The sequence below is a fragment of the Bacteroides sp. K03 genome, from assembly GCF_019734355.1.
In the GTDB taxonomy this organism is placed as follows: Bacteria; Bacteroidota; Bacteroidia; order Bacteroidales; family Bacteroidaceae; genus Bacteroides; species Bacteroides nordii.
In genome coordinates, this window is sequence record NZ_JAASHC010000001.1 from 99,493 (window position 1) to 117,147 (window position 17,655).

Annotated in this window: 11 protein-coding genes; all 11 read right to left on the reverse strand. The window is 40.3% G+C overall.

Annotated features, from left to right (window positions below; all coding sequences use genetic code 11):
- Window positions 1–4 precede the first annotated feature (4 nt).
- A complete protein-coding gene (locus HCG69_RS00345) occupies window positions 5–3,406 on the reverse strand; it encodes a TonB-dependent receptor (RefSeq protein ID WP_255585219.1) in 3,402 nt (1,133 codons plus the stop codon).
- A gap of 199 nt (window positions 3,407–3,605) precedes the next feature.
- Window positions 3,606–4,796 carry a FecR family protein gene (locus tag HCG69_RS00350; RefSeq protein ID WP_221648362.1) on the reverse strand — a complete coding sequence of 397 codons (1,191 nt, stop codon included), beginning with the start codon at window positions 4,794–4,796 and terminating at the stop codon, window positions 3,606–3,608.
- Between the two features lie 121 nt (window positions 4,797–4,917).
- On the reverse strand, window positions 4,918–5,544 hold the full coding sequence (locus HCG69_RS00355; protein WP_221648363.1) for an RNA polymerase sigma factor: 627 nt from the start codon (window positions 5,542–5,544) through the stop codon (window positions 4,918–4,920).
- A 113-nt stretch (window positions 5,545–5,657) separates the two neighbouring features.
- Entirely contained in the window at window positions 5,658–6,419 is a 762-nt protein-coding gene (locus HCG69_RS00360; RefSeq protein ID WP_221648364.1) for a glycerophosphodiester phosphodiesterase family protein, read from the reverse strand.
- An 18-nt stretch (window positions 6,420–6,437) separates the two neighbouring features.
- Window positions 6,438–7,577, reverse strand: a complete 1,140-nt coding sequence (locus tag HCG69_RS00365; protein WP_221648365.1) for a hypothetical protein — start codon at window positions 7,575–7,577, stop codon at window positions 6,438–6,440.
- Window positions 7,578–8,657, reverse strand: a complete 1,080-nt coding sequence (locus HCG69_RS00370; RefSeq protein WP_221648366.1) for a DUF4855 domain-containing protein — start codon at window positions 8,655–8,657, stop codon at window positions 7,578–7,580. It abuts the gene before it with no gap.
- Between the two features lie 46 nt (window positions 8,658–8,703).
- Window positions 8,704–9,999: a DUF4855 domain-containing protein gene (locus HCG69_RS00375; RefSeq protein WP_255585220.1), complete on the reverse strand. Its 1,296-nt coding sequence runs from the start codon at window positions 9,997–9,999 to the stop codon at window positions 8,704–8,706.
- Between the two features lie 42 nt (window positions 10,000–10,041).
- Window positions 10,042–12,435 (reverse strand): glycoside hydrolase family 3 protein, encoded by a 2,394-nt coding sequence (locus HCG69_RS00380; protein ID WP_221648367.1) that lies wholly within the window; start codon window positions 12,433–12,435, stop codon window positions 10,042–10,044.
- A 136-nt stretch (window positions 12,436–12,571) separates the two neighbouring features.
- Window positions 12,572–13,843: a hypothetical protein gene (locus HCG69_RS00385; RefSeq protein WP_221648368.1), complete on the reverse strand. Its 1,272-nt coding sequence runs from the start codon at window positions 13,841–13,843 to the stop codon at window positions 12,572–12,574.
- A gap of 45 nt (window positions 13,844–13,888) precedes the next feature.
- On the reverse strand, window positions 13,889–15,610 hold the full coding sequence (locus HCG69_RS00390) for a phosphodiester glycosidase family protein (RefSeq protein ID WP_221648369.1): 1,722 nt from the start codon (window positions 15,608–15,610) through the stop codon (window positions 13,889–13,891).
- A 4-nt stretch (window positions 15,611–15,614) separates the two neighbouring features.
- Complete coding sequence (locus HCG69_RS00395; RefSeq protein ID WP_221648370.1) at window positions 15,615–17,651, reverse strand: DUF6259 domain-containing protein; 2,037 nt, start codon at window positions 17,649–17,651, stop codon at window positions 15,615–15,617.
- Window positions 17,652–17,655: the final 4 nt, after the last annotated feature.

The window sequence follows — 17,655 nt, forward strand, 5'->3', positions numbered from 1 at the left end:
GTTTTTAGAATGAAAGATTAAGTCCTAAGTTAATAACGCGCTGGATAGGATAGCCTAATCCGTTACCACCCATTTCTACATCCCAAAGTTTGAACTTACTGAATAATAACAGATTGGTACCGCTTGCATAAAAACGACAGGTAGTCAGCCTCATCTTGTTCGTAAAACTCTTGGGAAGTGTATAACCTATTTCCGCACTTTTGAAGCGAAGAAAACTACCGTCCTGCATAAATTGAGTACTGCGTTGGTTGTTGTTGGCAATAAGCGTGTTTGATAACCTTGGCCAGTATGCTTTCGGATTCTGAGAGGTCAATGACCAATGGTCGTCTGCAATGAATTTGGCCAATCCGGTTTCAATCACTCTTCCGTTGGCAGTGGATTGGTTGAATGGAGACATTTTATCAGCGTCTATCCAGAATGAGGAGCGGGCGGAGCCTTGAAAGAATACGGAGAGGTCGAAGTTCTTATATCCGAAGGAAAGTCCGAATCCGTAGTTGATTTCCGGTGTGGTAGGATATCCGATGGGTACCATATCTATTTCATTGATAACACCGTCATTGTTGATGTCTTTGTATTTGATGTCGCCTGCCAGATATTCACCGAAATCCTGCCGGGGAGAGTTCTGTACATCTGCATCATCAATGAAAAGTCTTTCGGCCACATATCCCCATTTCTGCGAAATAGGCATGCCCATTTTTGATTTCCAGGGAATGGCACTATAGTCAGGTTCTTCATAGAAACGATAGGTAGATTTGGCATATGTAAAGTTAGCTCGTCCTACCATCCACAAATCCTTATGGAAAGAGTGGTTGTAATCTATCGATATATCGATACCTTTGCCGTTCGCTTCTCCCACATTAACATCCGGAGTAGCCCATAGTCCCATTGAAGTGGAAATATCTTCTCTGGACTGGAGAATGTTGGTACGGCGTTCTTTGAAAAAGTCTGCCATGATATCTACCTTTCCGTCAAACAGTCCGAGTTCAACACCAAGGTTTGTTTTATAAGCTATTTCCCATCCGATCTCGGAGTTGGGATAATTACTGATTTTTACGCCTTTACGGGTTCTTCCGTTAAATTCATATCCGGTACTGAAGCTATCTCCGCCACCTATGGTTACTTGTGAAAGATAGAAGAAACGCTGACTCTCCTTTCCGATTTCGTCATTACCTACCAGACCGTATGTGGCACGTAGTTTGAGTTTGGATACAACTTTTTTCAGATTGTCTGTCCAGAAGTCTTCATTGGAGATAGACCATCCAAGTCCGAATGAAGGAAAAAATCCCCAGCGGTGGCCCTTGTCAAACTTCTCCGAACCATTATATCCAAAGTTGAACTCTGCCATGTAACGGGAGTCGTATGCATAGGTAAAACGTCCTGATAATCCCAGATTTCTTTTCTGTAAAGACTCGGAAAGAGTAGAAGCATTACCCGTCAGTGAGTTACGTGCAATGGCTACTAGCATACCACTTACTGCATTCTTTTTAAAATCGCGATTGTAAGCAAGAGAAGCTTCTCCATAGAATGAACTGATAACTGTTTTACTCCCCGGATTATAGCTGATAAATTCTTCACCAGTGTCCGGATTTAGTTCTGTCAGGGTATAACTATCTGTGAGTCTGTCATAGGTTGATTCATAGTAGAACGGACTGTATGCTCGTGTCACATCAAAACCGGAAGTACGGATTGTATTACCCAACAAGCGGCCTGTCAACCCTTTTACCCATTTTCCAAAATCCTGTTTCAATTCCATCTGGGCCATCATTACTGTTTTGCTTTCCTGCTTGTAACCCTTTACCATTTCGGCATAGGGATTCATATATTGCACCCCCTCATTACCACCAAACAGGATGTGGGTAGTACCGGCATAGGTTTTATCCGGTTCGTAATAAGCAGGAAAACGTACAGGGCTTACATTCAGAATATTCCTGTACATTTCGCTACCTCCTCTGATAGGTCCCGAATAATCATCGAAAGTACCATGTACACGAACGATTGCTTCTGTCGTTTTGGTCAGATTGATGTTTATATTAGAACGGATCAGATACTTTTTCAGATTGATATTATTATTAAAGTTGTTGCGCTTGTCTACTTTCAGAATACCATTGTCCTGAGAGAAAGAACCTGCAATATAATACCGGGCTACTTTGCCACCTCCCGAAATATTCAGATTGGCTCTTTGATTGATGGCTACATCTTTGGTCAGCATCTTCATCCAGTCTACTGCCGGATAAGCATACTCATTTGTTCCGCGGATGGTATTATCGATTTTGCTGTTTGAGTAAGGTACCGGAGCCAGGGGATTCCGGGCGGTTACTGCTTCGTTGGCAAGCCGCATATAAGTGATGGGGTCTGCCATCTCTATTTTCTTGGTGGGTGAAGAAAAGGAATTTTCCACACGGAAGGAGACTTTTATCTTCCCTTCTTTTCCTTCTTTGGTTGTAACGAGGATTACGCCGTTTGCACCGCGAGCACCGTACAAAGCAGTTGCCGTGGCATCTTTCAGAATAGAGAAACTTTGAATATCGTCCGGATGTAGCCGTGACAGGTCATTGGAAGATACTTCCACATTGTCAATCAGGATAAGCGGGTCTACCTTCCCTGCACCAAAAGAGGTTACACCACGGATAAAGAATTCCGCATTGTCCTGTCCCGGTTCACCACTCGTCTGATAAGAAATGACTCCGGCTATACGTCCTGAAAGGGCTGTTGTCAGATTACTGGAGGGAACTCGCAGGTCTTTGACATGTACTGTCTGGATGGAGGAGATTACACTCTCCTTTTTTTGCTTTCCAAAAGCAACGATTGTTACTTCTTCCAGCATATCTTCCTTTTCTTTCAGTGTTACATTGATAATCTTTTTATCTCCGACAGCAATTGTCTGGCTCGCCATTCCAAGATAAGAAAAAGTAAGTTTCTCGTTCTTATTTACGTCGATAGTGTAAGTACCGTCAATATCTGTAATAGCTCCCCTGGGAGTACCTTCTACTACAACGGTAGCACCGGGGAGCTTTTCGCCGTTTATATCTGTTACCACTCCTTTCACGGTTACCTTTTGTTGAGTGACGGCCGGAATACCCGGAGAAGCCATTTTCTCCTTTTTGGTAATAAAGATTTGCTTGTCGTCTATCAGATAAGAATTATTGGTTTTTGCCAATACTTTGTCAAGAACTTTGTCTACTGTCTGGTTCTTGACTTTTAAGGATACTTTTCTATTGGAATCTACGTCTTCTTCTAAGTAGAAAATTACAAATTCACTATTTCTTTCTATTTCTCTGAATACTTCTTTTAAAGTCGTGTTTTCAACATCTATAGAAATATGTGTTGCCTGGGCATAGCTACTGTTTGCAAATGAGTCGATGATTATGCATGTAGTGGCTAAGAAAGTTATAAGACCGATTTTCATAAATTTATTTAATTGGCATCTGTTTTTGCCAATTATACATATGTTTTTCATACATTTACAATGATTTTTGTTTGAATAAAATTGGACTGGTTGCAGTCAGTCCAGTTATTAGAAATCTACAGCCGGATGATATTGCAGTATCGTCCGGTTTTTTTTAGGGTTATTGTGCTTTTCTAAGTTATCATAAATTTACTTTTTTTTAGGGTTTAACATCTACAAATATTTCATCACTTTTTGGAGTAAAGGTTATTGGTGCTGCAGCTTCTAGACCTTTTAGCAGTTTAAATATATCATCTTTTAAATTGAGTGTTCCCGAACCATGAAGTTTTCCAACTCCTTTCGTCCATACTATTTTCCGACCGTAATATTTGGACAGTTTGTTTAATATGACAGAAAACTCTTCGTTATCAAACATGTAAGTACCATAACGCCAGGAGGTGTAATTTTCTGTGTTGACTTTACTTTGGGAAATCTTACCGGATTCAAAGCAAAGCATATCACTTGGTGCGAGCGTTGCCTCCAGATTATTTTGGGTATGAATGTTTACTTTTCCGCTGACAAGTACTACTGCTGTATTACTGTCTCCTTCATAAGCAGATACATTGAAACTTGTTCCCAATACATTTATATCCAGTTGATTTGTTTTTACTATAAATGGCTTTTTCTTGTCCGGTGATACTTCCAGATATACTTCTCCCTCTACAAAAATTTCCCGCTTATCGTCTTCAAATATTTCCGGATAAACGACACGGCTATTGGCACTTACCCATATATTGGTCCCATCTGAGAGTGCCAAGAATGAGCGTTTGCATGGTGGTACAATTAACTGATTGAATTTCGATTGCTTTTTTTCCGGTTTGTCATTTTCTTTAGTAGCCACTTTTTCGGAATTGATAGAAAGCGTACCCTTTTCATCATATTGAATGACGGATTCTTCTCCCTGGATAGTCATCTCGTTGTTGTCACTTCGTATTAATTGTACTTCTGAGGGAAGCTGGGTGGGCTTTGCTACTTCTTCAATGGCCATTAAATTATCATTTGAGTAAAAATCACTGTAGTAGGTCCAACCCAATATACAGAATAATGCGATACTTGCTGCTGCTGATATAGTGATCCATAAATGCTTTTTACTCTTTTCCTTTTTAGTAACTTCAATGCTTTGATTAATTCTGTTTAGTAATTCATCTTGCGCATCTGCTGAAATTTCTTTTTTTCGGAAAGGTATTCTGCAAATAATTTCCTGTGCCCGGTTGATTTCAGAAGCTAATGCCTCGTCATTCTCTATGAGAGTATTCCAGAAACGGATACTTTCATCCGTTGGAGTAAGCTGTGATTCCAGGAAAAAATCATCCTGTAGTAGTTCTTTATATGTGCAGCCTTTATAATTCATGTATGCTTTAATCCTTTCTTGTGTTTACGGTAACATACAGAATACAATTGGTAGAGGAAAACATACTCACCTTAAGTGATTTTTTTTATGAAAAGTGAAAAAGTGGTTGTATGGGAATAGATTATACAGTCTCTATAACTTTGTATATCAATGAAATATATAGATAAAGAGGTAACCGGCTTTCGCGCATTTTTTTTAATGAGCGCTGAATGAGATTTTGTACGGACTGAGTATTCATCTGCATCAGGATGCCTATCTCTTCCATAGAGAGTTCTTCTATGAAGCGATGATAAATGACTTCGCGTTGCCGGTCCGTCAGTTGGTTCATTAGTTGCAGGATTATTTTTCTTGTCGATTCCTGTTCCAGACTTGACAACGCTTTGTTTTCATCTGAATGGTCTAATATATTATATAATTCCTGTTCTCCGAGTTTCTCGAATACCATTTCGCGTTTAAACGTATTATACAGGCTATTCTTGAGTGCGGTGAAAAGATAGAATTTGATATTAACCTCTTTCTTCAATTGTGTACGATTCTTATATATGCGGACGAAAACATCATGTATAGCATCTTTTACAATATCTTCGTCTTGAGTGAATTGAATGCCATAACGAAAAAGAACCCCGACATACTTCTTGTAAATCAGTTCAAAACTTTTATCATCTCCGTTTATGAAATCAATCCAAAGATGATTTTCTTGCCTGTTTGAGGGTGAAAATGAGTTTTCCTGTTCTTTATTTATATGCATTGGTTCTTACTCTCCAACACAAATATAGTAATTTTTGCATTATAAATGATTTTTTTTCTATCTTCTATGCAAAATAGCTGTTTAATACCGCCGCTATTTATAGTGTTCTTTTATCATTTTTGTTTAATCATTTTCTGTACTAATTCTGGGTTGTTGGTAGTAATATAGTCGGCACCATTGTCGATGCACCATTGAATCCCTTCAGGATCACTAACTGTCCAGATGTTAACTTCAAGCCCTAAATTATGAAGTTGTTTTATCCATTCGGGATTTTTCTTGAATACATTGATGTGATAGTCGGCTCCCGTTCCACCAATGCTTTTTAGTACATCCGGAGCCACTCCATTCAGGTAAAGAATTGGCCGTCGGGTTTGTTTTACAAGCTCATCAAAAGCATTTCTGGAGAATGTTATGTAGGATGTTTTCTCTTCCAAACCTTTTTCTTGTACCATGGTGAGTACCATTTTGACGGCTTCTGCTTCGTGCTCTTTATTTTTGTGAGGCTTTATTTCTAATACAAGATCTATTGTAAGGAGTTTTGCGACATCGAGAAATTGACTTAATGAGGGCAAAAATTCTCCGTTTTTTAACTTTTGACTGAGGATTGTATCAGAGGAAGTGGTTTCTATTTCATAACCATTTATAACGTCGTCATGATTTACTATAAGCTGTTTATCGGCCGTTAACCATACATCAAATTCACATGCATCGCATTTAATAGAATCAGCTTTGATTAGTGCTCTGATGGAGTTTTGTGCTGAGCCTTCGGTATCCCAGTGTCCACGGTGGGCGACGACCTTTGGCTGGGCATTTGTATTTGTAATACCAATTGTAAGAAGTCCTGTTAAGTAAATCAATGTTAGTTTCCTTTTCATATATTCTAAAATTTGGGATTATTTTTTCAATGAGATAATTACACTCCCCGGTGAGTTGCAAGGAAGATAAATAAAACCGTTTTTCCTTTTGATTTTAGAATCAGAGGAGTTTTCTATAAAGTTTATTTTCTTGTATTCTATACTTTCCGGGAAAGGAAAGGTAAAGTTCCCTTTTATATTATTGCAGAAGAAGATAGCTTTTTCCCCATCAATAAATCCGTCATAGGCGAATGCGGACTCATTGTCGAGTAGTGGTGTCGTAATCCAGGTATAAACTCCACTCCATGAATCGTAGTCACCGGCAGTACGTGGTACGTTTCCTATCAGTTTATGATAGCATTTGGTCCATGAATTACCTATGAAAATAATATCATCATCAGGAAGTTCATTGTGTGTTCCCAAACTGCGATTGAGGAGAAAGGAGGACTGAAAGTAAGAATCGCCCTTTTCAATATACCGGTTGAAACGGGGGAAATCTTTTTTCTTGAATCTATTTACTTTTTTTATGTCAGTCCAATACGGATATTCACCAGAAGGAGTAAGAAGTTGCTTTTCGTTTTTAAACATGGATTGCATTCCATAATATTTTTCTATTATAACCGGGATTCTATTGGTATAATCATGGGATAAATCCACCTGGATACTATTACCGTTTACTGTGTAGTTTACACTTTCAGTGCACAGCGTGTCGGTGAAGTATATCTGATTATCTTTTTCTTTTGCACTGAGCGGGTTAATAATATAATTTTTTACTTCAATTTTAATTGTATGCGCTTTGAGCGTAGTGTCAGTAGTGATACTACGCCCATCAGCATACAATTTGATAGAAAATGTTTCGGCTGTTTTGGTTTTTTCATCCAGGAATAGATGGTTACCGCCACACCAACCGCCTTCCAGAATGTTAAATGGACCTATATTATCGCTATAGGTTTCATTTACTATTTGAGTATGAGTGGAATCGGAAGTAATGGAAACACGGTAAAATGTAAATAAATCATTGGCCATGCATTTTTTGAACCAGTAGTTTATTTCATGACGGTCATCGATCATAGAAGATATATATACATCCTCCCCTATCTTCTTTATTATGCTCAGTTCGTTTTGAGAATAAGACGATAGGGAGATAAACACATATATAATTAATATAATCCGGTTCATCTATTTGGTTAATGCTTTCATATTTCTACGGGCAGTAATATGACGTGCCAGGCGATCCATAATCTTCTTATCTTCCGGGGAAGTAGAATTATACATGTCAATAAATCCTTTGCTTCCGGTGTAATATGCGATGGCAGAGGTTTCAAATACATTGTGCTTCTCGAATGCTTCGATGTAGGCTAACATTCTGTCATACGAAGAGTCCTCACAATCATAAAGAGCTTTGCTGTCACATTCGAATTCCATAGCCATTCCATTGCTCAAAGCAAGTTCACAAGCTTCGTCCAGCCGGGAGTCCGGGATGTCCTTTGTGAAGAAATGGTTCGGTTGTTGATATGCGATGTCAAATCCCAAGTCTTTCCACTGTTCGTATCCTTTAGCCTTCCAGTAGGGTATCCATACAAACTCCTTTTTCTTTGAGTGGATGTATTGACTTACATATTTAGGAAGATCTTTACAGGTTGCTATATCTTCATCTACCCAGTAGAAACCGGCAAGTTCCAGATTTTTGTATTTAGCTTTCTTGAAACGGGTCATGAGTTGGTCTATATACCATTGGGCTGCTTTAACCTGGTCAGACTGCAGGTTGAAATCAAGAGAATTTCCATCGATGCTTCCCCAGTCTTTTTGTTTAGGTAATGGTATAGCAATTCCTAAAATGACTTGATGTTTAAAGGATGGTTTTCCGATATTTTTTTTCTCATTTTCAATGCATTGGTTTAATGCATCCAGCGCTTTCCCTTTTTCAAACAACCTGTCGAGAAGCCATTCCCATTCTATTTTTCGTGCCTGCTTTTTGGCATATCCATAAGCATAATTATGACCTTTACCATCGGCAAACTCGAGGAACAGAAAGCCATCGAATAACCAGTCTTTCGTGCCGTTGGCAAACTGATGGGTGACATACGGGACAAACTGATCAGGAGTCCAGTCGATTCTCTGTACACCTCCCTGGTATATTAATGCAAGATCTCTGATCTTACTGGTTTTGTACTTATTTCCTTGACTGTTTTGAGCCTCTATCAAGTGTATAGGAGCTGTAATGATTAGTATCACTAAGAAATATAAAATCTTTTTCATGTTTGTTCTTTTTATAAGTAAGTTTTTATTTTTGAAATACAATTTATTATCGTACAATCACCTTCCTGGTTTCTCTGTCAATTTTTACTATATAAACACCTGGTGCGCATTGTAGCTTTCTGGTATTTTCACTGACAAGTATTCCATTTATAGTGTATATCTTAATCGATTCGGCGATTCCCTCTATACGTAATTCTCCGACACCCCCTGCCACGATAACATCAGTTTTAGGGTCATTGGTCGTTTCAATGCCTACACTCCGGCTGCGCCTCTTTAATATATGATTGGCTATTCTATCAAGAATGAGAGTATTTTCAATAGAATTTGAACGATACATATCAAGTATACCTTTTGTTCCTGAGTAATAGGCTATTGCCGAATTTTCAAAGACGTTATTCGTTTCAAAAGCATTGATGTAACTCTCCAGTCTGCTGTAATATGAATCTTCATTCTCATACAATACACGGCTATCGAACTCTACTTCCAATCCCATATTGAATTTATTTGCAGTATTGCATGCCTGAAGGAGGCGGTCATCTGCTATCTCTTTGTTAAAGAAATGATTGGGTTGTAAAAAAGCAGTATCAAATCCTAACTTTCTCCATAAGTTATACCCCTGGGCATTCCAGTATGGAATCCAGTAAAATCGTTTATCCAGTTGGTGGATATAGTCACTTACGTCTTTGGGTAAATCTCCGCATTTAGCAGTACTTTCCTCAAGCCAATAAAATCCTGTTAGTTCGAGATTCTCGTATGCTCCTTCGTTAAACCGTTCCATGAGTTGGTCTATGTACCATTTTGCAGCTTTTATCTGGTCATTCCGATGTGCAAAGTTTAATACTTCTCCATCAAGGCTTCCCCAATCGGTTTGATCGGTGATCGGCGATACTACCCCCAATACTATTTTGTGTTTAAACTGAGGTTCTCCGATAATCGTTTTATAGTGTTCGATACACGAATTCAGTGCATCGAGAGATTTACCTTTTTCAAAGATTCTGTTGAGTAACCATTCCCAATCGCTCTTTCGGGCATTTCGTGCTCCATAATTATATCCGAATGCTATCTGCCAGCTATCTGTAAACTCAAAAAATAGAAAAGAGTCGAAAAACCAGTCCATATGCCCATCGGCAAAGGTGTGTATAACGTAAGGCCGCAGTTCGTCTTCTGTCCATTCGGGACGATGGGTACCTCCCTGATAGATAAGAGCCATATCAGATATTACATCAGTCTGGTAAGCAGCCAGTGTCGTATTTACTCCGGTGAGGCTACTTATTATGGCTATAAGTGTTATATATCTTTTTTTAAGTGTTGTGATAAACATTCTTTTCTTTTTATCAGTCATGACTTTTTTCAATAATGGTAGTAATCGTTTTTTGTAAACCGGTTATTTAATGGAGAGTTTCATAACGTTTACTTTCTCAACGGGTTTTAGTACATCATTCACTTTCCAGGTTTTATCTTTACGGATACTGAATGGAATAGTAGCCTTAAGATCATTGCTTGAAGAACCGAAAGACAGAAGATATTTTCCTTTTGACGTAAGCCATTGCGAATTGTTTTCATCGAATGAAGCTATATCATAATCGGTAAACTGAAGTTTTATTATTTCGCTTTCTCCGGGTTTTAACTCCCGGGTTTTTCCAAAGGCTTTTAATTCTATATCGGGTTTTTGAATGAAGGTTTCAGGAGCAGAAATATAGAGTTGTACTACCTCCTTACCAGAGACATTACCTGTATTGGTCACTTCAATACTTGCTACCCACTTGTTATTTGTTCTTTCGATTTTTGGTTTACTGAAAGAGAAATCAGTATAGGATAACCCATATCCGAAAGGATAAACAATCGATTGCTTTACTGTATTAAAGTAACGGTAGCCCACCCATATATCTTCTTCATAATTGGTATAATCGAAATTCTTACCACTCTTGGTCGCTCCCACTATCGGAAAGTTTTTAGAAGAAGGAATATCGAAATAATCTGTCGGGAAAGTCATCGGAAGTTTCCCGGAAGGGTTTACTTTTCCACTAATTATATCTGTTATGGCATCTCCACATTCTTGCCCCGGAAACCATGCCAGCAGTATAGCGTCCGGTTTCTCTTTCCAGGAATTCATTTCCATTACGCCGCAGACATTCATTACTACGGCTACTTTTTTCCCAAAAGCATGAAATTGGGAGGATACTTTTTCGATCATAAATTTTTCTTCGGGAGTAAGATAGAAATCTCCCTCTAACCTTCTGTCGGATTCTTCTCCGGAGCCTCTGCCGATAACGATTAGTGCGATATCAGAATTTTTAGCTTCCTGTTCGATGGTATTTTCTGCTTTTGTCAGATCCATTTCGGGAATGACTGTTCTGTTATAAGATAATTTTTCCCAGTCAGTACTTTGGGGGTGTTTATCAAGAAGATCATTCTGGAATTCTACGAATTTTGTGTAGATTCCTTTCAATCTGTTGTTGAGTTGATAGCCGCCATTTTCAAGTCCGGTAGATATATCAGTAATATGGGCTTTATTTACATTCGATGAACCTGTACCGCCTGCAATAGACTTGTATGCAGTAGCACCGAATAGAGCAATTTTAGTCCCTTTGGGTATAGGAAGAAAAGAGTTGTCATTCTTCAGTAATACCATTCCTTCGGTGGCTATACTACGCGCTAATTCTGCATTTTCGGAAAGGTCGGGAGCTTCTGTATACTTCCAGTTTTTATAAGAGATGGATTTGAAAATGAGTTCCAACGTATATTTTACACTTTCGTTTAAAGTAGCTTCACTGATCCGGCCACTTTTTACTCCGGCTATTATTTCGTCTATTTGAGATTGTTCTCCCGGCATCATTAAATCTGTTCCACCGTTAAGCTGGTCGACAGTATCCCGTTTCTTATACCAATCGGTCACTATCAGTCCGTCATACTTCCACTCATCACGAAGAATTGTTTTAAGTAACTCCGGATTTGCCTGAGTATATTTACCTCCTATTTTGTTATAAGAACCCATTACGGTCCATGGATCGGAGTTTTTGATACAGATTTCGAATCCTTTGAGATAAATTTCCCGTAGTGCGCGTTGCGAGATACGTGCGTCGTTATAGAGTTTTCCGGTTTGCTGATTATTGGCTATAAAATGTTTTAAGCTGGTTCCAATGCCTTTGTCCTGAATTCCGTTAATCATGGCTGCTCCCATGATACCTGAGAGGTAAGGGTCTTCGGAGAAATATTCAAAATTGCGTCCGCAAAGAGGATTGCGCATGATATTGATTCCCGGTGTAAGTACGATGTCGACACCATATGCCCTGGCTTCATCGCCTATTGCATTGCCTTCCAGCCGTGCTATGTCTTTGTTCCAGGTGGCGGCTAATGCGGTAGTAGAGGGGAAACAGGTGCAATAAGAGGTGTATTTTTTAGTTGGATAGGGGGAGGGGGATTTCCCGCTTGCCGGGTTTTCTGCCTTGCCTGCAGAGGGGATGCCCAGAGAATCATATATGATGTATTTCCAATTCGATGGAACAGGGGTGATTCGTACACCTACCGGTCCATCTGCCAGGTTGATGGAGGGAATACCTAAAGAATCGATAGGAAAGGTATATCCTGCAGAACCTGCAACCATGTGGCTTAAGCCGTTATCACTACCCGTACATCCTACCAGAAGCCGGGCTTTTTGCTCCAGAGTAAGTTGGTTTATAATCGAATTTATATCTTTAGGCAATGGCTTATTACCGGCCAGTACGTTGCCAAATGAAAAGACGAGAGCGTATAATATAGGTATTATGGCTTTCTTCATGGTGTAGATGGTTTCTTATAGTTAGGTAAATGTGATTGATAAAAAGAGGCTGTAGAAAGAAAATACTACAACCTCTTCTCTCTGTTATCCTGTGTAACTGGTTATGTTAAGAAAATGATATTTGAACGAATGGCATTTACTTAACCATAACTTTAGTTACATTGTTATCAGTTTTAACAATATATGTTCCCGGAATACACTTAACGTTGTTTTGGTTTCGGCTTATAAGAGTACCGCCAATGGTATAAACTTCGATAAAAGTCGGTTCTCCTTCAATGGTTATTTCACCCTTACCACCGATAATTGTTGCTTTGGGAGCTTCTACTTTTGCAACACCGGTACCACCATCCACTGTGAATAAATATTTTGCAATGTATCCACTGGGGAAGTATTGATAAATATGAGCCTGGGTTTCGCTGATAGCTTCAGCCGAAAGATGATTTCCGTAGAAAGCGTTGCCGATATACATGGGATTACCATCATCTTTTTGTTCTGAATATTTTGTTGCTATTCTTACCGATTCATCACTCTCTTCAACATCAGAAATAGCTTTCGTAGCCAGTTTTGATACGGTGAAACCATCGGCATTGTTCGAGCCGGAAGGATATACGATGTAATCTTGTCCTCCGAGTTTGAAGATATAGAATCCTGCACATCCGCTGTGGCGGGGTGTTATATAATAAGAGTCGTGCGACCAGTTTCCATCTTCATCCAATGATAGCTTCTGGATGGAATTGCAATTCGTCTTATTAAATAACGGACTTAAAATAGACACATTCTCTTTTCCTTCCCAAGCTGAGATGATCGTAGTAGTGGCAAAGTTTCCTGCAATTTCGAAGGGGCTTGCATATGTGTAAGTGTATGTGTTGGCCACATCTTGTTTACCGTCTATGATAGGTATTTCAACCAGCTGGGGATAATAGGTGGTACCCATGTATATGATACCGCCGGTTTCCTTATCAAGTACATTGCCTTGAACATGCCCCCAAAAGTCCAAACGTCCTCCTGTGATACCGCTTAATGCAATATCTATCGTTGCTGAGCCGTCGGCAGGAATAATTCTCAATTCATTGATATCCTTGTTGAAAGGATCGGGAAATGTACCGATACGTACGAGGATGTTTCCTGCATCATCGAAAGTAATGTTAGTACCTGCTCCGGAAGGAATCTCTTGGATTTTTCCGGTTTCATTCCATACTTCGATTGTCTTGGCTGCCTTGTTTTGAAGATAGAATTTTCCATCTCTACCAAAACCCTGGCGTACGTCCAATGTCAATGGAGCCACATCCGTGTTCATCCATAACAAAGTAAGATTTGAATCCATAGTAGACTTCGCATCTGCAACAGAAGGAGTCAAAGCGAACATGCCGGTTAGCATTAACGCTGCTGTAAGTAATTGTTTTTTCATCACCTTTGAAATTTAAGTTAAACAATAGAACTATTTTTGATTGAATTACTGTATCAGTAATTTGGCTATCTTGTTGGAGGTTTTACCTGATATTGAAATCATATAAAAACCTGGGCTTAGCGATTCGGTCGGTAGTGTTACCGCTGCGTCTTCGCTATTTTCACAATTGAAACTGTTTACCAATTGTCCGGCAGCATTATAAATATTTATTTTTGCACTTCCGTTGAAATTGATACGGGCTTGCTCTCCTGTTCTTATGGGATTGGGGTAGATATTCACATCCTTGTCTCCATCGGCTATGGAAGTTATCCCTGTTCCGGAACTTTCTACTGTAACAAGGACTGTTGATGTCAATTCGTCTAAAGAGGCGGTTAGTGGTTGAGTACCTGTGCCATTACACAATACCGTATTCCCGTTTTCCTGTACTTTTCCCAATTTCGCACTGCAGGAAAGCATGATTCCTTTTACATTCGTATCAATCAGCACACCCTGTGCATTGTAGCCGTATATCACCGGAGAGTAATAACTATTGCGTTCTATTTTCTTAGTATAGTCGGCAAAGCGAATTTCTGCTATTACCTTGTCTTCGGTGACGGGAGTTGTGATAAACAGTCCGTTTTTGACTGCTCTCAGGCTCCCTTCGCTTGGTGTATTGACCACTCCCAACTCTTTGACATATAAAGTAGAGGAACCGCCGCCATCGAAATTCAGAGCTTCCGTACATCCCAGATTGAGCATGATTGCAGCCAGGTCTTTTGAAGGTACACCGACCGATACTCCTGTTTGGCGGCCATCGACAACCAGTAGTATGGCTTTTGTCCCATCCGAATTATAGCCTATTGCCGTACGGGGTTCCCGGTTGGCCAGATGATCCAATGCACCTTGCGTTTCAAGAATTTTACCACCCTGCAACAGCATCGGGCATCCGCCGCACATTTCTGTGATATCTGTTTTTACTACGTTGTCAAAATAGAGGGTCGGAGTCACTTCAAACTCTTCACCCAATTGCATTTTGGCTAATGTATTTGCTGTAAATCCTGTTCCGGATAAGACAAACCCTCCTTCCGGAATCGACATATTACCAACGTCTTTGACCGGTGCAATGGTGACACGCATTTTGGTTGCTCCCTCTGCTTTCAACGGGCCGTCGACAGGTACAGCTCCTACTTCTACTCCCGCACCTTTGGTACCTGTAGTACTTCCTTTACGCGAAGTGAATAATATCAGCTCATTATCGCTACGTACTGCATTGACAGCTTTGATAGATGCCTGTCCGGCATTTGGCGAGACTAATTTGAACGTTGTATAAGGAGCTCCGGAGCAGAATTTTTTATCTTTATCAATACCTATTGCATACCAGCCGGTTCCCTTATAACTCTTATAGAGTTCGCCATCTGCCACAGTTGTACCGACAGGGCCCATACCACCAATGAAATCGGCATTCACCCCGGCAAAATATATATTTTCGGGATCGTTGTGAGAGGCCGGCATGTTCGGTACGGTTACGTTGCTTGTCAGATTATCTTTCCCCATTATTAATTTCAGGTTTACATTCGGGTTAGTCATATCGGTGGTTGTGTAGAACACGCGTAGCTTCACCGGTCCTTCCAAAGCTAAAGTTGTTTGGGTAGTTCCGGGACCTATTACTACGTGTGATAAAGTATCCACACGATATTCGACATTTTGCAGTTTCCAGGTATTGGAAGCAAAAGAGCTGAATGTGAGGCAACTCAATAAAAATAATGGTAAAGAATATCTGTTTTTCATGACTCTATAAATTTATTCTTATGCCTTGCAGGGCTTTTACAGTAATCTTTTTATGGTCAGGCAATACTATTTCATGGTCGATACTGTCCATATTCACGTAATATTGAACTTTCTGACCTTTAGAAGAGAGCCACTCGGAACCGGCGACAACATTCATCTCTCCGAATCCGGGGACATCTATTGCCGGATTATCTCCTTCCGGAATGATTTCTTTTATATATCTTCCGCCAACAAAAACGTCATGTTGTTTTTTGCGTAACGTAGAAAGAGTCTTTAAAAAATTAGCTTCTCTTTTGGCTTCGTCTTTCATTAACAGGGTAGGATCTACCCATCCTAATTGGGAGCCATACAGGAAGCATTGCATGGTTTGATACAGGAAATCACCACGATTCACTCTGTCGGTAGGAGAGTAAGTATAAGCCGAGGTGATGAGTCTGTCGGAATAAACCATCGGGAACAAAGGCACAATCTTACAGCCGTTGTGAGGAGAATTGACTGTAAGCAACAAATCGAACATGTCGATGTAGCATTCCGCATTTTCCTCGCTTATAAGTATGTTTCCCGGTTCCAGGTGATGAGTACGGAGAGAGTCCATCAGATGGCGGTAAGATTTATGCCAGTAATCACCTCCACCGCGAGCATGTCCATGGTTGGTAGCCCAGCAAGGCTGAGGGGCTGCTGCCGCTATCTGGTCGATATATACTCCGTTTGTTTTCAACTCTTTTTGGATTTTTATTACAAGGTCGGTTATAATGTTTTGCCACAGTCCGGATGCGGGACAGGTAACGGTGTTCAATACCTGTGACGTCGGATAAATTTCGGTATACAGTGTACCGTCTGGCTTTCTGCACGAGGCAGAAGCTCCGTTCAAAGCTTTATAGCTGTCACTGGCAGGATCCCACAACCGGCCGTTAATATAGGGAACGGTATGACAACCTCTTTTTCTTACTTCAGCTATCATGTCGGCAAAGCCGGCTTTGGGCGGGAAGTAGTCGGGATAATGCGTATCATAAGGATAATGGTGCCAGAAGTACCAGTGAACAAAGGTGTTTTTGCCATACAGATCGATGGCTTTATTTACGGCACTTCTTACGGTATCGTTTACTCCTTTCGCTCTAATCCAGATATCGGTATCCAGGAGCCACTGTGGTATATTACGGGATGCCAAAGGTTTACTTCCCCATTCGGTAGTAAAAGTGAAAGGACGGTACCATTTCGTTGCAGCATCCTGCCAACCGATGTTTGAATACCCGATGACTGTTGACCATGGAACAGTGAATGTTTCGGTTGTATCGTCCGACCAACCTTCGGAAGCTACAATATCTGTTAATAGAGTAACACTCTTCTCGCCTACGGCAGCTCTGAAGTCTTTGCCGCAAGCTTCTTTATCTTCGGTAGCGTAATAGACTGAACCGTCGGAATTGTGAAGAAGCAGGAGCTGCATAGAACCGGTTACCGAAGGGTAGCTTGAAGCATATACCTGAGGGTTTTTCAGGTCGTACTCCGCACCCCAGCCTGCTGAGGTGATTAATTTGGCATCATCAGGACGCGTTACGGTTATGCGTGGAAACTGGGTATTACTTATCAGCCAACCTTCGGGAGTACCCGCCTGGATATCCCAATAGACAAGTTCTGAATCGTCAGGAACAGAAACAGTCATTACCACCGGGACCAAGTCATTGTAAGTGAGTCTCATGTTCCACTTGAAAGCAATGGCAGTATTACCGTTTTTTGTTTCTTTTGACCATCCGGCATATTCTCCATGAGAAGGGAAAAGCACCGGATTTTCTCCTTGGGGACCTTTATAGGTGAGTGTCCACGGAACAGTATTATATCCTTTGCCCAATATTAATTCTTTTCCGCTAAGGGTGAGTTTCGAGATATCGAAAGCTCCGCCCTTAGGAAATTCAACTCTCACTTTGCTATTCCGGAGTGTCACGGTCGAGTCGGTTTCGGTAATTTGCGTACCTTTGGCTTGGCCCCACGATGCAGTCAAGCTTACGAGAGAGACAAGAATAGATATTAAACAACTTTTCGTCATAATC

Coding starts and splice junctions, on each gene's coding strand:
- HCG69_RS00355 (WP_221648363.1), bottom strand. CDS start 5,544: ATGCATATAAATAAAGAACAGGAAAACTCATTTTCACCCTCAAACAGG.
- HCG69_RS00360 (WP_221648364.1), bottom strand. CDS start 6,419: ATGAAAAGGAAACTAACATTGATTTACTTAACAGGACTTCTTACAATT.
- HCG69_RS00390 (WP_221648369.1), bottom strand. CDS start 15,610: ATGAAAAACAGATATTCTTTACCATTATTTTTATTGAGTTGCCTCACA.
- HCG69_RS00345 (WP_255585219.1), bottom strand. CDS start 3,406: ATGAAAATCGGTCTTATAACTTTCTTAGCCACTACATGCATAATCATC.
- HCG69_RS00350 (WP_221648362.1), bottom strand. CDS start 4,796: ATGAATTATAAAGGCTGCACATATAAAGAACTACTACAGGATGATTTT.
- HCG69_RS00365 (WP_221648365.1), bottom strand. CDS start 7,577: ATGAACCGGATTATATTAATTATATATGTGTTTATCTCCCTATCGTCT.
- HCG69_RS00370 (WP_221648366.1), bottom strand. CDS start 8,657: ATGAAAAAGATTTTATATTTCTTAGTGATACTAATCATTACAGCTCCT.
- HCG69_RS00395 (WP_221648370.1), bottom strand. CDS start 17,651: ATGACGAAAAGTTGTTTAATATCTATTCTTGTCTCTCTCGTAAGCTTG.
- HCG69_RS00375 (WP_255585220.1), bottom strand. CDS start 9,999: ATGACTGATAAAAAGAAAAGAATGTTTATCACAACACTTAAAAAAAGA.
- HCG69_RS00385 (WP_221648368.1), bottom strand. CDS start 13,843: ATGAAAAAACAATTACTTACAGCAGCGTTAATGCTAACCGGCATGTTC.
- HCG69_RS00380 (WP_221648367.1), bottom strand. CDS start 12,435: ATGAAGAAAGCCATAATACCTATATTATACGCTCTCGTCTTTTCATTT.